The organism is Planomonospora sp. ID91781 (genome assembly GCF_015711595.1).
Classification (GTDB): Bacteria; Actinomycetota; Actinomycetes; order Streptosporangiales; family Streptosporangiaceae; genus Planomonospora; species Planomonospora parontospora.
The window spans coordinates 2,252,689-2,276,896 of the sequence record NZ_JABTEY010000002.1 but is presented as its reverse complement, the minus strand read 5'-3'; the positions used below and the strand labels follow the sequence as shown (position 1 = coordinate 2,276,896).

Annotated in this window: 15 protein-coding genes and 3 rRNA genes; all 18 read left to right on the top strand. The window is 69.0% G+C overall.

What is annotated here, in order from left to right; translation table 11 throughout:
- The first annotated feature begins 173 nt into the window (after positions 1-173).
- The 18 genes from HS048_RS29280 (at position 174) to HS048_RS29195 (ending at position 24,174) form a co-directional block, all read left to right on the top strand.
- Positions 174-2,759 carry a valine--tRNA ligase gene (locus tag HS048_RS29280; protein ID WP_196469282.1) on the top strand — a complete coding sequence of 862 codons (2,586 nt, stop codon included), beginning with the start codon at positions 174-176 and terminating at the stop codon, positions 2,757-2,759.
- Between the two features lie 563 nt (positions 2,760-3,322).
- Positions 3,323-4,846: ribosomal RNA gene (locus HS048_RS29275) — 16S ribosomal RNA — on the top strand.
- Positions 4,847-5,277: 431 nt separating this feature from the next.
- Positions 5,278-8,401, top strand: a 23S ribosomal RNA gene (locus tag HS048_RS29270).
- Positions 8,402-8,532: 131 nt separating this feature from the next.
- A 5S ribosomal RNA gene (gene rrf, locus HS048_RS29265) occupies positions 8,533-8,649 on the top strand.
- The 16S, 23S and 5S rRNA genes sit together here, the layout of an rRNA operon.
- 248 nt (positions 8,650-8,897) lie before the next feature.
- Positions 8,898-10,190: a folylpolyglutamate synthase/dihydrofolate synthase family protein gene (locus tag HS048_RS29260; protein ID WP_196469555.1), complete on the top strand. Its 1,293-nt coding sequence runs from the start codon at positions 8,898-8,900 to the stop codon at positions 10,188-10,190.
- A 26-nt stretch (positions 10,191-10,216) separates the two neighbouring features.
- Positions 10,217-10,555: a DUF4233 domain-containing protein gene (locus tag HS048_RS29255; protein WP_068898918.1), complete on the top strand. Its 339-nt coding sequence runs from the start codon at positions 10,217-10,219 to the stop codon at positions 10,553-10,555.
- Between the two features lie 89 nt (positions 10,556-10,644).
- Positions 10,645-12,294 (top strand): hypothetical protein, encoded by a 1,650-nt coding sequence (locus tag HS048_RS29250; protein WP_196469281.1) that lies wholly within the window; start codon positions 10,645-10,647, stop codon positions 12,292-12,294.
- A 55-nt stretch (positions 12,295-12,349) separates the two neighbouring features.
- Complete coding sequence (ndk, locus tag HS048_RS29245) at positions 12,350-12,760, top strand: nucleoside-diphosphate kinase (protein WP_068898916.1); 411 nt, start codon at positions 12,350-12,352, stop codon at positions 12,758-12,760.
- A 191-nt stretch (positions 12,761-12,951) separates the two neighbouring features.
- On the top strand, positions 12,952-13,983 hold the full coding sequence (locus HS048_RS29240; RefSeq protein ID WP_068898914.1) for a rod shape-determining protein: 1,032 nt from the start codon (positions 12,952-12,954) through the stop codon (positions 13,981-13,983).
- Positions 13,983-14,870, top strand: coding sequence for a rod shape-determining protein MreC (gene mreC, locus HS048_RS29235; protein WP_068898911.1), 888 nt, complete (start codon positions 13,983-13,985; stop codon positions 14,868-14,870). The genes HS048_RS29240 and mreC overlap by 1 nt, the downstream gene beginning before the upstream one ends.
- The gene (gene mreD, locus HS048_RS29230) at positions 14,867-15,415 is read left to right on the top strand and encodes a rod shape-determining protein MreD (RefSeq protein WP_068898909.1); all 549 of its coding nucleotides are present in this window, start codon (positions 14,867-14,869) and stop codon (positions 15,413-15,415) included. Before mreC ends, mreD begins: the two co-directional genes overlap by 4 nt.
- On the top strand, positions 15,412-17,475 hold the full coding sequence (gene mrdA, locus HS048_RS29225; protein ID WP_196469280.1) for a penicillin-binding protein 2: 2,064 nt from the start codon (positions 15,412-15,414) through the stop codon (positions 17,473-17,475). The genes mreD and mrdA overlap by 4 nt, the downstream gene beginning before the upstream one ends.
- Positions 17,469-18,632 carry a rod shape-determining protein RodA gene (rodA, locus tag HS048_RS29220; protein WP_230881919.1) on the top strand — a complete coding sequence of 388 codons (1,164 nt, stop codon included), beginning with the start codon at positions 17,469-17,471 and terminating at the stop codon, positions 18,630-18,632. The genes mrdA and rodA overlap by 7 nt, the downstream gene beginning before the upstream one ends.
- Positions 18,633-18,765: 133 nt before the next feature.
- Complete coding sequence (locus HS048_RS29215; RefSeq protein ID WP_068898904.1) at positions 18,766-18,981, top strand: hypothetical protein; 216 nt, start codon at positions 18,766-18,768, stop codon at positions 18,979-18,981.
- Positions 18,978-20,399, top strand: coding sequence for a hypothetical protein (locus tag HS048_RS29210; protein ID WP_196469279.1), 1,422 nt, complete (start codon positions 18,978-18,980; stop codon positions 20,397-20,399). Before HS048_RS29215 ends, HS048_RS29210 begins: the two co-directional genes overlap by 4 nt.
- Positions 20,399-21,295, top strand: a complete 897-nt coding sequence (locus tag HS048_RS29205) for a phosphotransferase enzyme family protein (protein WP_068898900.1) — start codon at positions 20,399-20,401, stop codon at positions 21,293-21,295. Before HS048_RS29210 ends, HS048_RS29205 begins: the two co-directional genes overlap by 1 nt.
- 18 nt (positions 21,296-21,313) lie before the next feature.
- Positions 21,314-23,224: a TIGR03960 family B12-binding radical SAM protein gene (locus tag HS048_RS29200; protein ID WP_196469278.1), complete on the top strand. Its 1,911-nt coding sequence runs from the start codon at positions 21,314-21,316 to the stop codon at positions 23,222-23,224.
- A gap of 170 nt (positions 23,225-23,394) precedes the next feature.
- Positions 23,395-24,174: a TIGR03936 family radical SAM-associated protein gene (locus tag HS048_RS29195; RefSeq protein WP_068898897.1), complete on the top strand. Its 780-nt coding sequence runs from the start codon at positions 23,395-23,397 to the stop codon at positions 24,172-24,174.
- The last annotated feature ends 34 nt before the right edge of the window (positions 24,175-24,208 follow it).

Sequence of the window (24,208 nt, the reverse complement as noted above, 5' to 3'; positions counted from 1 at the left end):
CGACGGCGCCCCTGCGGATCACCGCGGGGGCGCCGTCGCGTCCGGGACCGGGTGAGAAGAGGTCCATGGACGGGAGAAGCCGGCCGGACGCCGCCGGACAGACGGGCGTGAGCCGTCCGCGCGTCCGCGACTCACCGGGCGATGGGACGACGGCTGTCCGGACGTCCTTAGAATTGGGCACCGTGACGACTCCAGAGCTGCCCACCCAGTACACACCCGCCGATGTGGAGACCCGGAGCTACGAGCGCTGGGTAGCGGAGGGATACTTCACCGCGGATCCGAGCAGTGAGCGCGAGCCGTACACCATCGTCCTTCCGCCGCCGAACGTGACCGGTGTCCTGCACATGGGGCACGCGCTGGACCATTCGATCCAGGACGCGCTGACCCGCCGGGCCCGCATGGCGGGCAAGGAGACGCTCTGGATGCCGGGCATGGACCACGCGGGCATCGCCACCCAGAACGTGGTCGAGCGCGAGATCGCCAAGGACGGCCTGTCCCGGCACGACCTCGGCCGTGAGGCGTTCGTCGAGCGGGTCTGGCAGTGGAAGGAGGAGTCCGGCGGCCGGATCCTCGGCCAGATGAAGAAGCTCGGCGACGGCGTCGACTGGTCCCGTGAGCGCTTCACCATGGACCCCGGGCTCTCCCGCGCGGTCCAGACGATCTTCAAGAAACTCTTCGACGACGGGCTCATCTACCGCGCCGAGCGCATCATCAACTGGTGCCCGCGCTGCCTCACCGCCCTGTCGGACATCGAGGTCGAGCACAGCGAGGACGAAGGAGAGCTCGTCTCGATCCGGTACGGCGAGGGTGACGACTCCATCGTGGTCGCCACCACGAGGGCCGAGACGCTGCTCGGGGACACCGCCGTGGCCGTCCACCCGTCCGACGAGCGCTACGCCCACCTGGTCGGCCGCGAGGTGGAGCTCCCGCTGACCGGCCGCCGCATCCCGGTCGTGGCGGACGAGCACGTCGATCCCGCCTTCGGCACCGGTGCGGTCAAGGTCACCCCGGCCCACGACCCGAACGACTTCGAGATCGGCCGGCGGCACTCGCTCCCGTCGATGACGGTCATGGACGAGCGCGGAGTGATCACCGCGCACGGTCCGTTCGAGGGCCTCGACCGCTTCGAGGCCCGGCCGGCCGTGGTCGCCGCACTGCGGGAGCAGGGCCGGATCGTCGCCGAGAAGCGGCCCTACCTGCACTCGGTCGGCCACTGCTCGCGCTGCAAGACGGTGGTCGAGCCCCGCCTCTCGCTGCAGTGGTTCGTCGACGTCTCGCCGCTGGCCAGGGCCGCGGGCGACGCGGTCCGGGACGGCCGGACGAAGATCCATCCGCCGGAGCTCGCCAAGCGCTACTTCGACTGGGTCGACGACATGCACGACTGGTGCATCTCACGGCAGCTGTGGTGGGGCCACCGCATCCCCGTCTGGTACGGCCCGGCCGGAGAGGTCGTCTGCGTGGGCCCGGACGAGGAGGCGCCCGAGGGCTACGTCCAGGACCCCGACGTCCTGGACACCTGGTTCTCCTCGGGGCTCTGGCCGTTCTCGACCCTCGGCTGGCCCGACCGGACGCCCGAGCTGGAGAAGTTCTACCCGACCTCGGTCCTGGTGACGGGTTACGACATCCTGTTCTTCTGGGTCGCCCGGATGATGATGTTCGGCCTGTACGCGATGGACGGCCGGCCGCCGTTCCAGACCGTCGCGCTGCACGGCATGGTCCGCGACCAGTTCGGCAAGAAGATGTCCAAGTCGTTCGGGAACGTCGTGGACCCGATGGACTGGGTGGAGCGTTTCGGCGCCGACGCGACCCGCTTCACGTTGCTGCGCGGCGCCAACCCGGGCTCCGATGTGGCGATCAGCGAGGAGTGGGCGGGAGGTTCCCGCAACTTCTGCAACAAGATCTGGAACGCGACCCGGTTCGCCCTGATGAACGGCGCCGCGGTCGGAGAGCTTCCCGTGACGGAGCTCACCGCGGCGGACCGGTGGATCCTCTCCCGTCTCCAGGAGGTCACGGCGTCCGTGGACGCCGCCTTCGAGGAGTTCGAGTTCGCCAAGGCCTCCGACCTGCTCTACCACTTCGCCTGGGACGAGGTCTGCGACTGGTACGTGGAGCTCGCCAAGATCCAGATCGCGGCGGGCCAGGAACACACCCGGCTGGTCCTGGGGCATGTCCTCGACGCTCTGCTGCGGTTGCTCCATCCGCTGGTGCCGTTCGTCACCGAGGAACTGTGGAGGGCGCTGACCGGAGGGCCGTCCCTCGTGGTCGCACCCTGGCCCACGGCCGAGGAGTCCCTGCGCGACCCCTCGGCGGAGGGGGAGATCCTCGCGGTTCAGAACCTGGTCACCGAGGTCCGCAGGTTCCGCTCGGACCAGGGGCTCAAGCCCGGCCAGCGGGTGGCGGCGCGGTTGTCCCTCGCCGGTACGGCTCTGGCCACCCACGAGAGCGCGATCCGTTCGCTGCTCCGGCTGGACGAGCCGTCGGAGTCCTTCGCGGCGACCGCGCGTCTCGACGTGAGCGGTATCGCCGTGGAGATCGACACCGCAGGGGCCATCGACGTGGCCGCCGAGCGCAAGCGGCTGGAGAAGGATCTCGCGGCGGCGCGCAAGGAGGCGGCGCAGGTGGCCGCGAAGCTGGGGAACGAGCAGTTCATGTCGAAGGCGCCGGATGACGTGGTGAGCAAGGTCCGGGCCCGTGCGGCTCAGGCCGACCAGGACATCGCCCGGCTCACCGCTCAGCTGGCCGCGCTGCCCGTCGGCTGAATCGGGAGGGTGGGGCCGGGACGCTGAACCGGCATGAGACGAGGACGCGGGGGGTTGTTGACCCCGCGTCCTCGTGTTTGGAGTCTTCTGGCGCTGGGAAGACCCACCTGTTACCGGGAAGTTGGTCACGTCAGCCGCAGAGGCTGCTAAGGTTTCTTCTTGCAGGGCGAGCCCCTGCACCTCTCCTCTCTCAAAACCTCCGCAAATCGGACGTGGCCGCGCGAGTGGACACGAACGGGATGTCGAGGTAAGTTAGAGGGGTTGCCTCGGAAACGGGGTGGTTCCGGTCGGACCGGGATCGGACGAATCGGGTCGGATTGACACGAAACGGACGATACGGTAAGATAGGAACGCAACGAAGTGGAACGCCCCGCGAGAGTGGCCTCACGGTCCGCTCGGACGGAGAACGCGTCCGTTTCTTGAGAACTCAACAGTGTGCTAAAAGCCAGTGCATGATGCACAACCCCGTCCCACCCGAACCCCTGAGGGTCGGGAGGACGGATTCCTTTGGTTGGATCATCCATCATGGATGCTTTCAGCCGGGATGGGAACTGTTCAGACATTGTTTGGAGAGTTTGATCCTGGCTCAGGACGAACGCTGGCGGCGTGCTTAACACATGCAAGTCGAGCGGAAAGGCCCTTCGGGGTACTCGAGCGGCGAACGGGTGAGTAACACGTGAGTAACCTGCCCCTGACTCTGGGATAAGCCCGGGAAACTGGGTCTAATACCGGATACGACCCGCGGCCGCATGGCCTGCGGGTGGAAAGTTTTTTCGGTCGGGGATGGACTCGCGGCCTATCAGCTTGTTGGTGAGGTAGTGGCTCACCAAGGCGACGACGGGTAGCCGGCCTGAGAGGGCGACCGGCCACACTGGGACTGAGACACGGCCCAGACTCCTACGGGAGGCAGCAGTGGGGAATATTGCGCAATGGGCGAAAGCCTGACGCAGCGACGCCGCGTGGGGGATGACGGCCTTCGGGTTGTAAACCTCTTTCAGCAGGGACGAAGTTGACGTGTACCTGCAGAAGAAGCGCCGGCTAACTACGTGCCAGCAGCCGCGGTAATACGTAGGGCGCAAGCGTTGTCCGGAATTATTGGGCGTAAAGAGCTCGTAGGTGGCTTGTCGCGTCGGATGTGAAAGCTTGGGGCTTAACTCCAGGTCTGCATTCGATACGGGCTGGCTAGAGGTAGGTAGGGGCAAGCGGAATTCCTGGTGTAGCGGTGAAATGCGCAGATATCAGGAGGAACACCGGTGGCGAAGGCGGCTTGCTGGGCCTTACCTGACGCTGAGGAGCGAAAGCGTGGGGAGCGAACAGGATTAGATACCCTGGTAGTCCACGCTGTAAACGTTGGGCGCTAGGTGTGGGGGCCTTCCACGGTTTCCGCGCCGTAGCTAACGCATTAAGCGCCCCGCCTGGGGAGTACGGCCGCAAGGCTAAAACTCAAAGGAATTGACGGGGGCCCGCACAAGCGGCGGAGCATGTTGCTTAATTCGACGCAACGCGAAGAACCTTACCAAGGCTTGACATCGCCCGGAAAGCTCTAGAGATAGGGCCCTCTTCGGACCGGGTGACAGGTGGTGCATGGCTGTCGTCAGCTCGTGTCGTGAGATGTTGGGTTAAGTCCCGCAACGAGCGCAACCCTTGTTCCATGTTGCCAGCACGCTCCTTCGGGGGTGGTGGGGACTCATGGGAGACTGCCGGGGTCAACTCGGAGGAAGGTGGGGATGACGTCAAGTCATCATGCCCCTTATGTCTTGGGCTGCAAACATGCTACAATGGCCGGTACAGAGGGTTGCGATACCGTGAGGTGGAGCGAATCCCTAAAAGCCGGTCTCAGTTCGGATTGGGGTCTGCAACTCGACCCCATGAAGTCGGAGTCGCTAGTAATCGCAGATCAGCAACGCTGCGGTGAATACGTTCCCGGGCCTTGTACACACCGCCCGTCACGTCACGAAAGTCGGCAACACCCGAAGCCCGTGGCCCAACCCACTTGTGGGGGGGAGCGGTCGAAGGTGGGGCTGGCGATTGGGACGAAGTCGTAACAAGGTAGCCGTACCGGAAGGTGCGGCTGGATCACCTCCTTTCTAAGGAGCACCGGCCAGGGCCTGCGCAAGCGGTTCTGGTCCATGCCGTGACTGCAGGCGAGTGTTCTGCACACGGCGCGCTCATTAGTGGAGCACTGGCTAGTCAGCAGTCCGGGTCGCCGGGCCGCCAGTACCGCCCGCCTCTTTCGAGGGGATGGGAGTGGGAACGGGGTCGTCAGGGGGTCGGGGCTGGTCTGCAGCACACTGTTGGGTCCTGAGGAAACGGACCTTGCGGAGCGCGGCTCCCGCCGGATGGCGGGCAGGTCGCGTTCCGGCTCGCCCCGAGTCGTCGGGGCGGGGGTTCGTGATGATCCTCGGACGGGGCCGATCTTCTGTCATACCGCTTGCCTGTGAGGGCGGGGTCTGGTGGCGGGTGGGGTCGGTGGCTGTTTGTTGTTTGAGATTTGCATAGTGGACGCGAGCATCTTTGTGGCCAAGTTTTTTAGGGCACACGGTGGATGCCTTGGCATCAGGAGCCGATGAAGGACGTGGGAGGCTGCGTTAAGCCTCGGGGAGTCGCCAACCAGACGTTGATCCGGGGATGTCCGAATGGGGAAACCTAGCACCCGTCATGGGGTGTTGCCTCCGCCTGAATGTATAGGGCGGTTGGTGGTAACGCGGGGAAGTGAAACATCTCAGTACCCGTAGGAAGAGAAAACAACATGTGATTCCGTGAGTAGTGGTGAGCGAAAGCGGATGAGGCTAAACCGTATGCGTGTGATAGCCGGCAGGCGTTGCGTGTGCGGGGTCGTGGGACCTTCTGACGGTTTCTGCCGAGACCGTAAGCAGTGAGAAATCCAGTGGGTAGTCGAAGTCTCTGGGAAGGGACGCCGTAGACCGTGAGAGCCGGGTAGGCGAAACCTGTTGGACTGCTGGAGGGGATCCCAAGTAGCACGGGGCCCGAGAAATCCTGTGTGAATCTGCCAGGACCACCTGGTAAGCCTAAATACTCCCTGATGACCGATAGTGCACTAGTACCGTGAGGGAAAGGTGAAAAGCACCCCGGTGAGGGGTCGTGAAATAGTACCTGAAACCGTGTGCCTACAAGCCGTAGGAGCGTGCACAGCTTGCTGTGCGTGATGTGACTGCGTGCCGTTTGAAGCTTGAGCCTGCGAGTGAGGGTGTGAGGCGAGGTAACCCCGTCTGGGGGAGCCGTAGGGACCCCGAGTCTGAATAGGGCGTTTGAGTCGCATGCTGTAGACCCGAAGCGGAGTGATCTAGGCATGGGCAGGTTGAAGCGTGGGTAAGACTGCGTGGAGGACCGAACCCACCAGGGTTGAAAACCTGGGGGATGACCTGTGTTTAGGGGTGAAAGGCCAATCAAACTCCGTGATAGCTGGTTCTCCCCGAAATGCATTTAGGTGCAGCGTCGCGTGTTTCTTGCCGGAGGTAGAGCACTGGATGGCCGATGGGCCCGACAAGGTTACTGACGTCAGCCAAACTCCGAATGCCGGTAAGTGAGAGCGTGGCAGTGAGACTGCGGGGGATAAGCTCCGTAGTCGAGAGGGAAACAGCCCAGACCACCGACTAAGGCCCCTAAGCGTGTGCTAAGTGGGAAAGGATGTGGAGTCGCAGTGACAACCAGGAGGTTGGCTTAGAAGCAGCCACCCTTGAAAGAGTGCGTAATAGCTCACTGGTCAAGTGATTCCGCGCCGACAATGTAGCGGGGCTCAAGTGCACCGCCGAAGTCGTGGCATTCACACATTGAGCCTGGCAGCGTGAGCTGTCTGGGTGTGTGGATGGGTAGGGGAGCGTCGTGCGGCCGGCGAAGCAGCCGAGTGATCGAGTTGTGGAGGCCGTGCGAGTGAGAATGCAGGCATGAGTAGCGAATCAGAAGTGAGAAACTTCTGCGCCGGATGACCAAGGGTTCCTGGGCCAGGCTAATCCGCCCAGGGTAAGTCGGGACCTAAGGCGAGGCCGACAGGCGTAGTCGATGGACAACGGGTTGATATTCCCGTACCCGTGGTGATGCGCCCATATCGAATCCAGTGATACTAAGGGTCCTTAACTCGATCGTCCCTTCGGGGATGGTGTCAGAGTGAACGCCTGGCCTGATCTGGTAGTAGGTAAGCGATGGGGTGACGCAGGAAGGTAGCCCATCCCAGGCGATGGTAGTCCTGGGGTAAGCAGGTAGGGAGAGAGGTAGGCAAATCCGCCTCTCATGTATCCTGAGATGTGATGCCGAGCCGATTGTGGCGAAGTGGGTGATCCTATGCTGCCGAGAAAAGCCTCTAGCGAGCATCAGTGCGGCCCGTACCCGAAACCGACTCAGGTGGTCAGGTAGAGAATACCAAGGCGATCGGGTGAACTGTGGTTAAGGAACTCGGCAAATTGCCCCCGTAACTTCGGGAGAAGGGGGGCCTTCGCTGGTGACGGGACTTGCTCCCCGAGCTGGTGGGGGCCGCAGTGGCCAGGGGGAAGCGACTGTTTACTAAAAACACAGGTCCGTGCGAAGTCGTAAGACGATGTATACGGACTGACGCCTGCCCGGTGCTGGAACGTTAAGGGGACCGGTTAGCGGGCGCAAGCCTGCGACGCTGAGAACTTAAGCGCCAGTAAACGGCGGTGGTAACTATAACCATCCTAAGGTAGCGAAATTCCTTGTCGGGTAAGTTCCGACCTGCACGAATGGCGTAACGACTTCCCCGCTGTCTCAACCGCAGACCCGGCGAAATTGCACTACGAGTAAAGATGCTCGTTACGCGCAGCAGGACGGAAAGACCCCGGGACCTTCACTACAGCTTGACATTGGCGTTTGGAGCGTCTTGTGTAGGATAGGTGGGAGACTATGAGGCTCGGACGCTAGTTCGGGTGGAGTCATTGGTGAAATACCACTCTGGTCGTTTTGAACGTCTAACTTCGGTCCGTGATCCGGATCAGGGACAGTGTCTGGTGGGTAGTTTAACTGGGGCGGTTGCCTCCTAAAGGGTAACGGAGGCGCACAAAGGTTCCCTCAGCCTGGTTGGCAATCAGGTGTCGAGTGTAAGTGCACAAGGGAGCTTGACTGTGAGACCGACGGGTCGAGCAGGAGCGAAAGCTGGGACTAGTGATCCGGCGGTGGCATGTGGAAGCGCCGTCGCTCAACGGCTAAAAGGTACCCCGGGGATAACAGGCTGATCTTCCCCAAGAGTCCATATCGACGGGATGGTTTGGCACCTCGATGTCGGCTCGTCGCATCCTGGGGCTGGAGTAGGTCCCAAGGGTTGGGCTGTTCGCCCATTAAAGCGGTACGCGAGCTGGGTTTAGAACGTCGCGAGACAGTTCGGTCCCTATCCGCTGCGCGCGCAGGAGACTTGAAAGGGGCTGTCCCTAGTACGAGAGGACCGGGACGGACGAACCTCTGGTGTGCCAGTTGTTCCGCCAGGAGCACGGCTGGTTGGCTACGTTCGGAAGGGATAACCGCTGAAAGCATCTAAGCGGGAAGCTCGCCTTGAGATGAGGTCTCCCACCCGTGAGGGGTAAGGCTCCCGGTAGACGACCGGGTTGATAGGCCGGAGGTGGAAGCGCAGTAATGTGTGGAGCTGACCGGTACTAATAGGCCGAGGACTTGACCTCAAAGTTTATGCTTGGTTTCTGCAGCGCTCTGTATCCTCGCCGGGTCCGGAGCAGCGCGAAACCGGGGTTCTTGCTCGCGTCCACTAGGCAATTCTGAGACAACAGGCATCTGCTTGTGTGTTTCATGGGGTTACGGCGGTTATGGCGAAGGGGAAACACCCGGTTACATTCCGAACCCGGAAGTTAAGCTCTTCAGCGCCGATGGTACTGCACTCGGGAGGGTGTGGGAGAGTAGGTCGCCGCCGGACATTTGTTGAGTGAGGGCCGCCCTTCGGGGCGGCCCTTTCTTGTTTTCGCGGGGGTGTTTCCGGGGTGTGGTCCCGGGAGCCGGGGGTGGTCCCGGGACGGGGTGGGCCGTCCTTCGAGGGCGGCCCCCTTCTTCCGTTTCCCCGGGTTGCCGCCCTCCGGGTGTCCTCAGGTTTCCGGGCGGTCGGGAGCCCGTCGCCCGAGTCAGTAGGCTGGGAACGTGGACTATCGAGCGGTTGAACGAGCAATCATGCAGCGCGGCGTCGAGTGGAACTTCGAGCCCACTCTGGACAGGATCTCCGCTCTCATGGACGTGCTCGGCTCACCGCAGCACGCGTATCCGGTCGTTCACGTCGCCGGTACGAACGGCAAGTCGAGCACGACGCGAATGATCGAGACCATCCTGCGGGAGAGGAACCTCCGAGTCGGCCGGTTCACCAGCCCTCATCTGATCTCGATGCGTGAGCGCATCTGCATCGACGGGGTTCCTCTGGAGGAGGAGCGCTTCGCGGAGGTCTACCAGGACGTAGCGCCCTACCTTGAGATGATCGACGCGCAGGGCAGGAAGCTGTCCTTCTTCGAGACCCTCACCGCGATGGCGTTCGCTGCCTTCGCCGACGCCCCGGTGGACGTCGCGGTCATCGAGACGGGGATGGGCGGCAGCTTCGACGCCACCAACGTCGCCGACGGCACGGTGGCCGTGATCACGCCTGTCTCCCTCGACCACGTCGACTACCTGGGACCCGACGTGGCGACCATCGCGGGGGAGAAGGCCGGCATCATCAAACCGGGCGCGACCGCCGTACTGGCCCAGCAGGAGCTTCCCGCGGCCGAGGTGCTGATGCGCAGGGCCGCGGAGACCGGGGCCGTCGTGGCGCGTGAGGGGCTGGAGTTCGGGGTCGTCTCCAGGGAACTGGCGATCGGCGGGCAGCTGCTCCACCTGAGGGGCCTGAAGGGGGACTACGAGGAGGTCCTCCTCCCGCTGTACGGCGCGCACCAGGCGGGTAACGCCGCCTGCGCGCTGGCGGCGGTCGAGGCGCTGACCGCCGGTGACGAGGCCCTCGATCCCGAGCTCGTCCGGCAGGCGTTCCTGCAGGTGCGGTCACCCGGCAGGCTCGAGGTCGTACGGCGGGGCCCCACGGTCCTCGTGGACGCGGCGCACAACCCGGGAGGCGTCCAGGCGACGCTGGAGGCCGTGCACGAGTCCTTCGACTTCGCCAGGCTCATCGCGGTGGTGGCGGTCTTCGAGGACAAGGACGTACGGGGCATGCTGGAACTGCTGGAGCCCATGGTCGACGAGATCGTGGTGACCAGGAACTCCTCGCCCCGGTCCATGGACGTCGACGAGCTCGCGGCGCTCACCGGGGACGTCTTCGGCCCCGAGCGGGTGCGCCGGGCCGAGCGGCTCGACGACGCCATCGACCTCGGCATCGGACTGGCGGACGAGGCGGGGGAGTTCGCGGGAGCGGGAGTGCTGATCACCGGATCGGTGGTCACCGCCGGAGACGCGCGGCTGCTGCTCAAGGCGGGCGAGGCCGGATGAGCCCGTCCGCAGGGGAAGGGCGAAGGATGATCACGGTCACGCCGGGCATGCGGCGGCTCTGCGCCAGCGTGCTCGGGATGGAGGCGATCGTCGCGGGACTGCTCACTCCCGTGGCGATCAACGTTCAGGGTGTCGCCCCCGCGCCGGCGGTGGCCGTGGGCATTGGGCTGGCGGTCCTGTGCGTCATCGTCACCGGCCTGCTCAAGCACCCCTTCGCCTATGTCGCCGGGAGCGTCGTCCAGGTGCTGGCGATCGTCTCCGGACTGCTGGTCCCGATGATGTTCTTCCTCGGGGCGATCTTCGCCGTGCTGTGGATTACGGCGATATTCGTCGCTCACCGTGTCGAGGGCGTGACTTCCCGCTAAAGTCGGCCAACATGGCCGTCCCCCCAACTCAGCCGACGCGGACGGTGGCCGCCGAGCCTGCGGTCCCCACGCGTGCGCCACATCCCTCCTTGCTGCTCGACGTCGTCCTCGGACTGCTCGTCGCGGTGGCGCTTCCGTTGGCGATCGTCGCCATCCCGAACACCATCTCGGTGGTGGCGGCCCTCCTGCCGCCCGGCGTCTCGCAGATCGAGCTGATCCGGGCGCACGGGCTGGCGTTGCCCTCGATGGTGATGACCGTTCCGCTGGCCGCCCTGATCGTGCGCCGACTGCGAGCCGCCCCGGTCCTGATGGCCGGGCTGACGCTGCTCGCGGTCGCCGATGCGGCGGGCGGCTTCGCCGACTCGGCGCTGACGGTCGGCGTCCTCCGGGGAGCGCACGGGATCGGCGCGGGCCTGCTCATCCCCGCCACGCTGGTGGCGGTGTGGGAGCGGCCCCGCATGCTCCGGGCCGTGTGGGCGGGCATGCTCGCGACGAGCCTCATGGCGGCGCAGGCGCTCGCCCTGTGGCCGCTGGACGCGGCCACCTCGTGGCGGGTCACGCTCCAGCCGTACCCGCTGCTGACCGGGATCGCCCTCACGCTCGCGGCCGTCTATCTCGTGCTGCGGCTCAAGGGCGACCAGGACGCGGCGGCGCTGCCCGGACCGGGTCCGGCGGAGCGGAAGCGACTGCTGCTCGCCGCCGTGCCCTCCGTGGGCATCGCGTTCCTGGCCTTCGGCACCACCTTCGACTGGTCGCCGGGGCTGGTGATCCTCACGGCGCTGCTGGCCGTCGCCGTGCTGGCGGGATTCGCCTCAGCGGGGTCCTTCGAAGGGACGGACGGGCGCATTCTCGCCTACACCATGCTGACGGTCGGGGTCGTGATCCTGTCGATGGCGGCCCAGGTCACCTACGTCGAGCTGCGCGGGCTGGGGGGTCCGGGCCTGGCCGCGCTCTGGCCCGCCTTCGTGCTGGCCGGTGCGGCGGCGGTGGCCGCCGCCGTGCTGGCGAACCGCCTGGACGACGCGGTCATGCCCATGACGGCGGCGGGCGGCCTGGTGCTCGTGGTGGCCGGCCTGTGCACGGTGAGGTTCCTGCTCCCGGCCGCCGCCGGTCCGGTGCTGATCGCCCCGTTCGTCCTGCTGGCGGCCGGCTCGGCGGTGGCCCTGTCCTCCGCTCTGCGGCTGTCCGGGGTGGGCGCCTCGCTCTTCGCGCTGTCGCTGTTCTTCCCCGGGGTGCTGGTGGGTTTCCTGCTGGGCAGCGGGATACAGGTCGCCCGCCTGAAGGAGGCGGTCGTGCGGTCGCGGGGAGGCGCGTCCTCGCAGGCGCTGGTCGACGCGTTCGTGAGCGCCCTGCACCTGTGGGCGCTGGTCGGCGGGGGCCTGGTGGTCGTCGTGATCGTGCTCTGCGCGCTCCTGGCGCGCCGGTCGGCGGCGGTCCGGCCGGGTACGGCCGACGCGGAGCAGGCCGGCGTCCGGGCGAAGGAGCGGGTCCCGGGCGCGGCCGGGCCCGGGGAGGCCGCGCAGGCGGCGGACCACGCCGGGGAGCCGGAACGTCCGGCCGCCGGGGAGCGGCCCGGCGTCGGTCCGGCGGCGGACGAGCAGGGGAGCCGCTCTCCGGAGGAGCCGGAGGTCGCGGAGGGACCCGGCACGGGGCCGGTGGTGCCCTCTCCCATGCCCTCGCCGGAGGACTCCGGGGAGGACGGGCCCGCCGATCGCGGGGAAACCGGTCGGGGACGGTAAACTGCGCCCGTTCACCGCAAGTCTGCGGTCCCATCCCGTTCAAAGGAGAACTTCAGTGTCCGAGCGGACTCTTGTCCTGATCAAGCCCGACGGTGTCGCGCGCGGTCTCATCGGCGACGTGATCGCCCGTGTCGAGCGCAAGGGCCTGAAGGTCGTGGCGATGGACCTGCGCACCCTGGACGCCGAGACCGCCAAGGCCCACTACGCGGAGCACTCGGAGCGGCCGTTCTTCGGTGAGCTGGTCGAGTTCATCACCTCCGGTCCGCTCGTCGCCCTGGTGCTCGAGGGCCCCCGCGCCGTCGAGGCGTTCCGTGCGCTGGCCGGTCTGACCGACCCGGTGAAGTCCGCTCCCGGCACCATCCGCGGCGACCACGCCCTGGAGATCGGCGAGAACGTGGTCCACGGCTCGGACTCGCCCGAGTCCGCCGCCCGCGAGATCAAGATCTTCTTCCCGGACCGCTTCTAGGCTCCCGGTTCCGCAGGCCCCGTAAGGCCCCGCCATCCCAGCTGGGACGGCGGGGCCTTATGCATGTGACTGAACGTGAGATTTTCTGGGACAGGACGGCTCATTGCGGATAGGGATGGGTACATACGGTTACAAAGCGAGTTCGCTCCGTAGTTCTCGCCGATGACCGACGGAAGGAAGGCGGCTTCCCCATGGGCAGCAGGCTCGCATTCCTCGGCCGCGACATGGCGGTCGACCTTGGCACCGCCAACACCCTCGTCTACGTGCGAGGCCGCGGCATCATCCTCAACGAGCCCTCCGTCGTGGCGATCAACACGGTCACCGGGAAGATCGTGGCGATCGGCATCGAGGCCAAGCGGATGATCGGCCGGACCCCCGGCAACGTGACGGCCGTCCGGCCGCTCAAGAACGGTGTCATCACCGACTTCGAGGTCGCCGAGCGCATGCTCCGCTACTTCATCCAGCGGGTGCACGTCCGCCGTCCCTGGGCCAAGCCGCGCGTCATCGTCGCGGTGCCGAGCGGGATCACCGCCATCGAGCAGCGCGCGGTGAAGGAGGCCGGCTACCAGGCGGGCGCGCGGCGGGTCTACATCGTGGAGGAGCCGATGGCGGCGGCGATCGGCTCCGGCCTCCCGGTGCACGAGCCGACCGGCAACATGGTCGTCGACATCGGCGGCGGGACCACCGAGGTGGCGATCATCTCGATGGGCGGCATGGTGACCAGCCAGTCGATCCGGGTGGGCGGCGACGAGCTGGACCAGGCGATCATCAACTTCGCCAAGAAGGAGCACTCGCTCATGCTCGGCGAGCGCACCGCCGAGGAGATCAAGATCTCGATAGGTTCGGCCTGCGCCATGCCGGAGGAGGGACACGCCGAGATCCGCGGCCGCGACCTGGTCAGCGGCCTGCCGAAGATGATCGTCGTGTCGGCGGGGGAGATCCGGGCGGCCATAGAGGAGCCGCTGAACTCGATCGTGGACGCGGTCAAGACCACGCTGGACAAGTGCCCGCCGGAGCTCTCCGGAGATCTGATGGACCGGGGGATCGTGCTCACCGGGGGCGGCGCGCTCCTGCGGGGCCTGGACGAGCGGCTGAGGGACGAGACGGGGATGCCGATCCACCTGGTGGACAACGCGCTCGACTCGGTCGTGCTGGGCACGGGCAAGTGCGTCGAGGACTTCGAGGCGCTGCAGCAGGTCCTCGTCCCGGAGCCGAGACGCTGATGAAGGACACACGGCAGGCACGGGCGACGGTCGGGCTGCTGCTGGCCTCGGCCCTGGTGCTCATGACGGTCGACCACAGGTCGGGGGAGAACTCCCCCCTCGGCCCGCTCCGGGGCGCGGGCACGGCGGTGTTCGGCGCCGTCGAACAGGCGGGCGCGAGTGTCGCGCGGCCGGTGGTCCGCTTCTTCGAGGCGGTGGCGGCCGCACCCGAGGCGCAGCGCCGGGTCGAGGAGCTGCGCGGGGAGAACGAGCGGCTCAGGTACGCGCTGGCCGCGCAGGCGCTGGACCACCGGCGCTCGGCGGAGCTGCACCGCCTGCTGGGCACGGCGGGGCTCGGCGGCTACGAGGTCGTGCCCGCGCAGGTGATCGCCCGCAGGAACGTGCCCGGCTTCGAGGAGGCCGTGGAGCTCGACGTGGGCAGCGCCGACGGGGTGCGGCCGGAGATGACGGTGCTGAACGGCGACGGCCTGGTCGGAAGGGTGGTCCAGGTGGGACCGTCCACCTCGACCGCCGCGCTGATCAGCGCCCCCGCCTCGTCCGTGGGCGCCCGGCTGGAGGGCAGCGGCGAGATCGGAGTGGTGCGGGGGGCCGGGGAGAACGGGCGGCTGCTGCACTTCCGGCTGCTCGACTCGGCCACGCCGATCACCCGGGGCCAGCGGATCGTGAGCTTCGGCTCGCAGCGCGGCGTGCCGTACGTGGCGGGGGTGCCGATCGGGGTCGTCGAGCGGGTGGAGGCGACTCCGGGCGAGCTCACCAGGATCGCGTACGCCCGGCCGTACGCGGATCTGACCGCGTTGAACGTGGTGGGGGTGGTGGTGCGGCCGCCGGCGCGCGATCCGCGCGACGCGGTGCTGCCGCCCGCCGGGCAGAACGGAGCCGGACGGTGAACCGCGACGCGCTCTCCGCGGGCCTGGTCCTGCTGCTGATGACCGTCCAGGTGACCTTCGTCAACCGGCTGCCGCTGCCCGGTGACGCCGCGCCCGACCTGGTGCTGCTCGCGGTGGTGGGGTACGCCCTGGCCCGCGGGGCCCGGGCGGGGGCGGTGATGGGGTTCACCGCGGGGCTGTTCGGGGACCTCCTGCCGCCCGCCGCCCACGAGATGGGGCAGTACGCGCTGGTGCTGTGCCTGGTCGGGTTCGTGGCCGGGCGCTGGGCGGAGAGCCGCCCGGAGGCCGGGCTGGCGGTGGCGCTGGGCTGCGCGGCGCTGGGGCCGGTGGTCGCGGTGGTCGTCGGTGTGGTCTTCGGCGGCGCCGAGGCCGGGGTGGTCGCGCTCACGGGCGGACTGCTGCCGGTGATGCTCTACAACGTGCTGGCCGCGCCGCCCATGGTGTGGGCGGCGACGAGGGTCGTCCGGGGCCGGGACCGCTCCCGGGTCCGGAGCCGGGAACGGGGCGCGCGGCGCGCGGGACGTCTGGCAGGAGGCCGTCCATGATCCATATGCGGCGGAGGCTGGCCGTGGTGCAGGTCCTGCTGGTGTTGCTGCTGGCGGTGGTCACCGCGCGGCTCTGGCAGGTGCAGGTGGTGCACGGCGCGCAGTACGCGGCGGCGGCGACCGAGACGCGCACCCGCGACGTCGTGGTGCCCGCCGTCCGGGGGCAGATCCTCGACTCGGCCGGACGGCCGCTGGTCCGCAACCGGACCACGCTGGTCGTCTCGGTGGACCGGACGAAACTGGGCCGGATGAAGGACAAGGGGGCGGCCGTGATGGCACGGCTGGGATCGGTGCTGGGCCGCGATCCGCGGGACCTCACGCTGCGGCTCCGCCCGTGCGACGCCCGGGTCTCCCGTCCGTGCTGGGCGGGTTCGCCGCACCAGCCGATCCCGGTCGACGCCGACGTGGACACCCCGGAGGCGCTGCAGATCCTGGAGCGGCAGGAGATGTTCCCGGGGGTCACGGCCGAGGTGCAGGCCGTACGGGACCACCCGGGCGGCGGAGCGGCCGTGCAGGCGCTCGGCTACCTGCAGCCGGTCACGAAGGAGGAGCTGGAACGGCGCCAGGGACTGAAGGCGGAGTTCTCCGGGGTGGACATGGCGGGCAGGGACGGCCTGGAGTCGGTGTACGACCAGGAGCTGCGGGGCACCCCGGGATGGCGGCGGGTCCAGGTGGACCGGCTCGGCCGGGTGCTCGGGGTCGAGCACGAGGTGCAGGGCAAGGCCGGCCACACGCTCATCACCAGCATCGACGCCAGGGTGCAGGCCGTGGCGGAGCGGGCCATCGCCGAGGCGATGAAGGCCGCGCCCAAGGCCGACGGCGCGGCTGCGGTGGTGCTGGACGCCCGGACCAGCCGCGTCGTCGCGCTCGCCAGCGCGCCCTCCTACGACCCGGTGGTCTGGGCCGGGGGCATCGGCGAGGAGGAGTACGAGCGGCTGCTGTCCGGCAGGTCCGGCAAGCCGCTGGTCTCACGGGCGATCAAGGGGGAGTTCGCGCCCGGATCGACGTTCAAGATGTCGTCGGTGGCCGCCATGTTCAAGGCCGGCTATCCGATGAACGGCCACTACAACTGCCCCGGCTCCTTCATGGTCGGCAGCCGCGCGTTCCGCAACTTCCGCGGCCGGGCGCTGGGCTCCATGACGCTGCACACGGCATTGGTGAAGTCGTGCGACACGATCTTCTACAAGGCCGCCTACGAGCAGTGGCTCAAGGACGGCGGGCTGCGGCCGAAGGGCAAGCCGCGCGAGGTGATGGCGAAGACGGCGCGGGCCTTCGGGTTCGGCCGCCCCACCGGGGTCGACCTGCCGGGGGAGTCGCCGGGGCGGATCCCCGACCGGGCCTGGAAGAAGAAGATGTGGGCCGCCACCAGGGACGTGAACTGCAGGCGGGCCAAGGAGGGCTACCGGGACGTCGCGAAGACCGACGCCGGCCGGGCGGCCTTCCTCACCAGGCTGGCGCACGAGAACTGCCTGGAGGGATACCAGCTGCGGCCGGGCGACGCGGCCAACTTCTCCATCGGGCAGGGTGACGTGCTGGTGACGCCGCTGCAGCTGGCGGCGGCGTACGCGGCGCTGGTCACCGACGGGAGGCTGCGCAGCCCCCGGCTGGGCTGGATGCTGGTCCGGCCGGACGGCACCAGGGTGAAGGAGATCAAGGTGCCGGTGCGGGGCACGCTGCCGGTCTCCGCGGCCGAGCGGGCCTACATCAAGCGGGCGCTGAGCCAGGTCGCCTCCGACGGTACGGCGGCCGGGGCGTTCACCGGGTTCCCGATGAAGAAGGTGAGGATCGGCGGCAAGACCGGTACCGCCGAGGTGTACGGCAAGGCCGACACCTCGTGGTTCGCCTCGTTCGCCCCGGTGGACGACCCCCGGTTCGTGGTCGTCGCCATGGTCTCCCAGGGCGGCCTGGGCAGCGCGGCCGCGGCGCCCGCCGTACGGAAGATCTACGAGGGCATCTACGGGTTCACCCCCAAGGGGAAGCCGGCGCCCGCGGCGCTGCCGGGCGGCGCGCCCGCGGCCAGACCTCCGATGATCAAGCAGGACGGGACCCTCGCATGGTGAACCGGGTGATCGCCGCGGCGGACCGCTCCTTCGCCCGCAGGGCGGTGGGAGCGGCCTCGCCGGTGTGGCGGGTGGACGGGGTGCTGGCGGTCGCGGTGGCGGCGCTGGCGGTGATCAGCGTGCTCATGGTGTGGTCGTCCACCAGGACCTGGGCGCCGGGCAGCACCGGGCTGGTCAAGAAGCACGTGCTCAACCTGGGGGTCGGCGCCGCGCTGGCGGTGGCGGTGACGGCGGTGAGCCACCGGACGGTGCGGGCCTACGCGCCGCTGGTCTACGGGGCGGCCCTGCTCGGGCTGATCCTCGTGATCACTCCGGTCGGCGCGGAGGTCAACGGCGCCCACTCCTGGATCATGCTGGGCGGCGGCTTCGCCTTCCAGCCGTCGGAGTTCGCCAAGCTCGGCCTGGTGCTCATGCTGGCCATGCTGCTGGCCCAGCCCGCGGAGGGCAGCGACCGGCCGCGCGGGCCGGACGTCCTGGTGGCGCTGGTGGTCGCGGCCGTCACCATGGGGCTGGTCATGCTCCAGCCCGACTTCGGCACCACGATGGTGCTGGGCGTGATCACGGCGGCGGCGCTCGTCCTCAGCGGGATCCGCAAACGCTGGCTCGTCCTGCTGCTGCTCGCCGTGGCGGCCGCGGGCGCGGCCGTCTGGCGGCTCGACGTGCTGGAGCCGTACCAGGTGGCCCGGTTCACGGCCTTCCTCGACCCGTCCACCGACCCGCGCGGCGTCGGCTACAACAGCACCCAGTCGCTGAACGCGGTCGGGTCGGGGCGGCTGTTCGGCAAGGGACTGTTCGGCGGCGGCCAGACCATGGGCAGGTTCGTGCCCGAACAGCACACCGACTTCGTCTTCACGGTGGTGGGGGAGGAGTTCGGGTTCCTCGGCTCGGTCACCGTGGTGATGCTGCTCGGGGTGGTCCTGCTGCGCGCGGTGCGGATCGCGCGGCGGTGCGGCGACCGGTTCGGCACGCTGGTGGCCGGTTCGATCGTGTGCTGGCTGGCCTTCCAGACCTTCGTCAACGTCGGCATGACGATCGGGATCATGCCGATCACCGGACTGCCGCTGCCGTTCGTCTCCTACGGCGGCACCGCGACCTTCGCCAACATGATCGCGATCGGGCTGCTCCAGGCGGTCCACCTGCGTTCGAGGGCCTTCTGACCTGCCGGGAGCCCCCCGGGGAGCGTTACATGAGAGTCTTCCGCATGTGTGCGGAATCGGACTCTCACTGGCGTCTTCCGCGTCAAGCGAACATTCTGGGAACGACGCCGGAACCCGCGATGACGGAGGGGCCGTGACATCGGAGCTCGCTGAGCGGGAGCGCGCGCTGGAACTGCTGCGCACCGCGTTCCCCGACTACCGGATCGTGTTCAGCAAGGGCCGGTGGGCCGCGGTGTCGGCGGGCAGCCCTCCGGGGGTCTGGTTCGCCGAGACGCCGGGCAGCCTGTGCGGGCAGCTCTTCCAGGCCCAGCTGCGGAGCGGCGGCACGATCGTGCCGTTCGGCCGATGACCCCGGGCCCGCGGGGCGGGGACCGCGCCACCCTGGCCTACGCGACCATCATCCGGAACCGGACGCTGGCCGCGCTGCCCGGCCCGCCGACGGCGGCCGACGTCCAGCGGATGGTGGACGAGATCCACGCCTGCGCTCCGCAGCAGACCAGGTTCAAATGCTGGCGGCTGGCGCACGGCTGGACCGTGGAGGAGGCCATCGAGCACTTCCACGCCATGTGCGACCGGCACGGCGTCAAACGGCGCGGGCTCAGCGAGCGCTCCTGGCGGGAGTGGGAGGCGGGGGCGCGGCCCGACCGCGACTACACCGACCTGCTCTGCCGGCTCTTCGAGACCGGGCCGGTCCAGCTGGGCTTCGCCCAGGACTACACGCCGGAGGGGCTGCGCGCCGCGGCGGCGCCGCCGGTGCTGGACCTGATCGCGGCCGCCGCGGACGAGGCGGGCAGCCACGCGGAGCTGGCCGAGGCGAGCGAGCTGGGCTCGGGTGCGCTGGAACGGCTGCGCACGCAGGTGATCTGGGTGGGCAAGCGCTACGTCTCCGAGGCCCCGCTGCCCCTGTTCGTGGAGATGCGCGAGCTGCAGGAGCGCACCCGCAGGGCCCTGGAGAAGCGCATCCACCCGGGTCAGGCCCGGGAGCTGTACTTCCTCACCGGGGCGTTGTGCGGGCTGATGGCGAACGTCAGCATGGACATGGACCGCCGGATCCCCGCCGACACCCTCGCCCGCGCCGCCTGGACCTACGGCAAGGTGGCCGGGCACGCGGCGCTGATGGGCTGGGCGCGCGGCATGCAGTCGTCGGTGGCGCTGTGGGACCGGCGCCACGGCGACGCGGCCAGGTACGCCGAGGAGGGTCTGACCCACCTGCGCACGGGCTCCGGCGCGACCCGGCTGCACATGCTGCGGGCCCGCGCCTACGCGATGCAGGGCCGTGCCGCGGACGCGGCCGAGGCGCTGGCCCGGGCGGCGGACGCCCGCGCGGGCGGGACCGACGAGCTGCACGACGAGATCGCCGGGGAGTTCGCCTTCCAGCCCGCCAAGGAGCGCTACTACGCGGCGGTCACCCACCTGCACCTGGGAGACCCGGCGCTGGCCGTCTCCTCGGCGCGGGAGTCGCTGCGGCTGTACGCGGCGGGGGAGCCGGAGAACCGCTCCTACGGCTGCGAGTCGATGGCGAGCGCCCACCTGGTGATCGCCCACCTGATGGAGGGGAACGCCGAGGGCGCGGAGGAGGCGATGGCGCCGGTCCTGGCGCTCCCGCCCGACCGGCGGATCGGCAGCCTGGGCGCCACCCTGCGCACCGGGCGCGCACTCGTCGCGGCCCGGCCGGACGGCGAGCGGCTGGCCCGCCGGATCGAGGGTTTCTGCGCCGCGGGCCTGCCGCAGCAGGCCCGGCACGCGATCTCCGAGAGGAACCGATGATGACGATCGCCGCCGAGGACGGGACGCTCGGCCGCGCCGACACCGCCGCGCTGGCCCTGACCTGTGCGCGGGCCGGCCTGAGCACCAGGGATGCCACCCTGCTGCGCGACTTCGCCAACGCCGTCTACCACCTGCCCGCCGAGGGCGCGGTGGTACGGCTGGCGCAGGCGTCGCCGGGCCGCCTCGACCGGCTGGCCACCTCCGTCCGGGTCACGCGCTGGCTGGCGGACCAGGGCTTCCCCACGGTCCGGCCGCTGGAGGTGCGGCAGCCGGTGGCGGCCGAGGGATACCTGGCGACCTTCTGGCGCTACGAGGCGCATGTCGGCCCGCCGCCGGAGCCGCGGGACCTCGGGGTGCTGCTGCGGCGGCTGCACGCGCTGCCGCCGCCCCCGTTCGAGCTGCCCGTGCACGATCCCTTCGGGCCGGTGCGCCGGGCGATCGGCGCCAGTCTCGTGCTCGGCGGCGACGACCGGGAGTGGCTGGTGCGGCGCTGCGACGGTCTGGCCGAGGCCTACTACGAGCGGGTGAGGTTCGCGCTGCCGTACGGGCTCGTCCACGGCGACGCGCACCGGGGCAACCTGATCCGCGGCGCGCGGGGCCTGCTGCTGTGCGACTGGGACTCGGTGTGCGCGGGACCCAGGGAGACCGACCTGATCCCGACCCTGCAGGGCGTGCGGTTCGGGCTGACCGGGCGCCAGCGCGCGGACTTCAGCCGGGCGTACGGCTGCGATCTGACGGCGTGGGAGGGCTACCCGGTGCTGCGCGACATGCGTGAGCTGCAGACCCTCACCGCCGTGCTGCGCAACGGGCACCGCGACCGCCGGGCCCGGGAGGAGCTGCGGCACCGGCTCGACTCGCTGCGAGCGGGCGACGACCGCCCGTGGCACCCTTTCTAGGCCGATACCCTTGAAGGTATGCCTGTCGAGTCACTGTTTCCCCGCCTGGAAGCGCTCCTGCCCAAGGTGCAGAAGCCGATCCAGTACGTCGGGGGTGAGCTCAACTCGACCGTCAAGGACTGGGACTCCGCGGGGGTCCGTTGGGCTCTGATGTATCCCGACGCCTACGAGGTGGGACTGCCCAACCAGGGCGTCCAGATCCTCTACGAGATCCTCAACGAGCTGCCGGAGACGCTCGCCGAGCGGACCTACGCGGTCTGGCCGGACCTGGAGGCGCTGATGCGCGCCGAGGGCGTCCCGCAGTTCACCGTCGACGCGCACCGGCCGGTGCGGGCGTTCGACGTGCTGGGGCTCTCCTTCTCCACCGAGCTCGGCTACACCAACATGCTGACCGCGCTGGACCTGGCGGGGATCCCGCTGCTGGCCGCCGACCGCGGCGACGACGACCCGATCGTGCTCGCCGGCGGCCACGCCGCCTTCAACCCGGAGCCGATCGCCGACTTCCTCGACGCCGCGGTGCTGGGCGACGGCGAGCAGATCGCCATCGCGATCACCGAGGTCGTCCGCGAGTGGAAGGCCGAGGGCTCGCCCGGCGGGCGCGACGAGCTGCTGATGCGGCTGGCCGAGTCCGGCGGGGTCTACGTGCCGAGGTTCTACGACGTCGACTACCACCCCGACGGCCGGATCCGCCGGGTCGCGCCGAACCGCCCGGGGGTGCCGTGGCGGGTGCACAAGCACACCGTCATGGACCTGGACGAGTGGCCGTACCCGAAGAAGCCGCTGGTCCCGCTGGCCGAGACCGTGCACGAGCGGTTCAGCGTGGAGATCTTCCGCGGCTGCACCCGGGGCTGCCGCTTCTGCCAGGCGGGGATGATCACCCGCCCGGTGCGGGAGCGGTCCATCACCACGATCGGCGACATGGTCGACGCGGGCATCCGGGCGTCCGGCTTCAACGAGGTCGGGCTGCTCAGCCTCTCCAGCGCCGACCACTCCGAGATCGGCGACGTCGCCAAGGGCCTGGCCGACCGCTACGAGGGCACCAACACCTCCCTCTCGCTGCCCTCGACCCGGGTCGACGCCTTCAACATCGACCTGGCCAACGAGTTCTCCCGCAACGGCCGCAGGTCCGGTCTGACGTTCGCCCCCGAGGGCGGCTCCGAGCGGATGCGCAAGGTGATCAACAAGATGGTCACCGAGGAGGACCTGATCCGGACCGTCACCACGGCCTACAGCCAGGGCTGGCGGCAGGTGAAGCTCTACTTCATGTGCGGCCTGCCCACCGAGGAGGACGCCGACGTCCTCGGCATCGCCGATCTGGCCAAGAAGGTCATCCAGGCGGGCCGGGAGGCCACCGGTTCCCGGGACGTGCGCTGCACGGTCTCCATCGGCGGGTTCGTGCCCAAGCCGCACACGCCGTTCCAGTGGGCGGCCCAGGCCGACCACGAGACGGTCGACCGCCGGCTCAAGGCGCTGAAGGACTCCCTGCGCGGTGACAAGGAATACGGCCGCGCGATCGGCCTGCGCTACCACGACGGCAAGCCCTCGATCGTGGAGGGCCTGCTCTCCCGGGGCGACCGCCGGGTGGGCGCCGTCATCCGGGCGGTGTGGGAAGACGGCGGCCGGTTCGACGGCTGGAGCGAGCACTTCTCCTACCAGCGCTGGATGGACGCCGCGGCCAAGGCCGGGGTCGACGTCGACTGGTACACCACGCGCGAGCGCGAGGAGAACGAGGTCCTGCCCTGGGACCACCTCGACGCCGGCCTCGACCGCGAGTGGCTCTGGCAGGACTGGCAGGACGCCGTGAACGACGTCGAGGTCGAGGACTGCCGCTGGACGCCGTGCTACGACTGCGGCGTCTGCCCGACGATGGGCACCGAGATCCAGATCGGCCCGACGGGCAGGAAGCTCCTGCCGCTGACCGTGGTGTGACGCGCGGCGCTTCGGCGCCGCGCGTCCCCCGGGGAAGAAGCCCGCCTCATCGGAGGTTGTCTGAGGTAGACCGTGCCGGGCACGGTCTGCCCGCCACCAGACGGACGACCGCGACCGGAAAGGAAGACACCACTCTGAAACCCGTTCCCGACGGGCCTCCGCCCGCACCCGTGGCACAGCGCCTGCGCGTGCGCTACGCCAAGCGCGGCCGCCTGCGCTTCACCAGCCACCGCGACATCTCCCGGGCCCTGGAGCGCGCGCTCCGGCGCGCGGACGTCCCGGTGGCGTTCAGCGCGGGTTTCTCGCCCCATCCGAAGATCTCCTACGTCGGAGCGGCCGCCCCGACCGGAGTCGCCAGCGAGGCCGAGTACCTCGAGATCAGCGTGACGCGGGAGTGCGACCCCGGCGGCCTGCGCGCCGCCCTGGACGCGTCCCTCCCGCCGGGTCTCGACGTGCTCGACGTCGTCGAGGCCGGCACCGGCAGCCTGGCCGACCGGCTGGAGTGCTCGGCGTGGCGGATCCGGCTGCCCGGAGCGGACCCGGCCCTGGCCAGGGCCGCGGTGGAGCGGTTCAACGCCGCCGAGCGGATCGAGGTGGAGCGCCTGACGAAGAAGGGGATGCGCCGCTTCGACGCGCGTGAGGCGGTGGTGAGCCTCGAGGCCGCGGAGGAAGCGGAGACAACAGCAGGTCAGGCGTCCAGTCAGTCATGTGTCATACTTCGCATGGTTGTACGGCACGCAACTCCTGCCGTTCGACCCGACGACGTTCTCACTGGATTGCGTCTCGTGGCCGACTTCGCGCCGCCGGTCCCTCCCGAGGTGACCAGGCTGGCGCAGGGGCCGCTGGACGTGCGCACCGGTGCGCCCGCCGATCCGTTCGGCCTGGACCGCGACAATTCGCGCGGCGGCGAGACGGAACCGGTGAGCGAGCACGTCGGCGGCGACCTATAGGACTTGGCGCCGGGCTTCGGCCCGGCGGACAGCG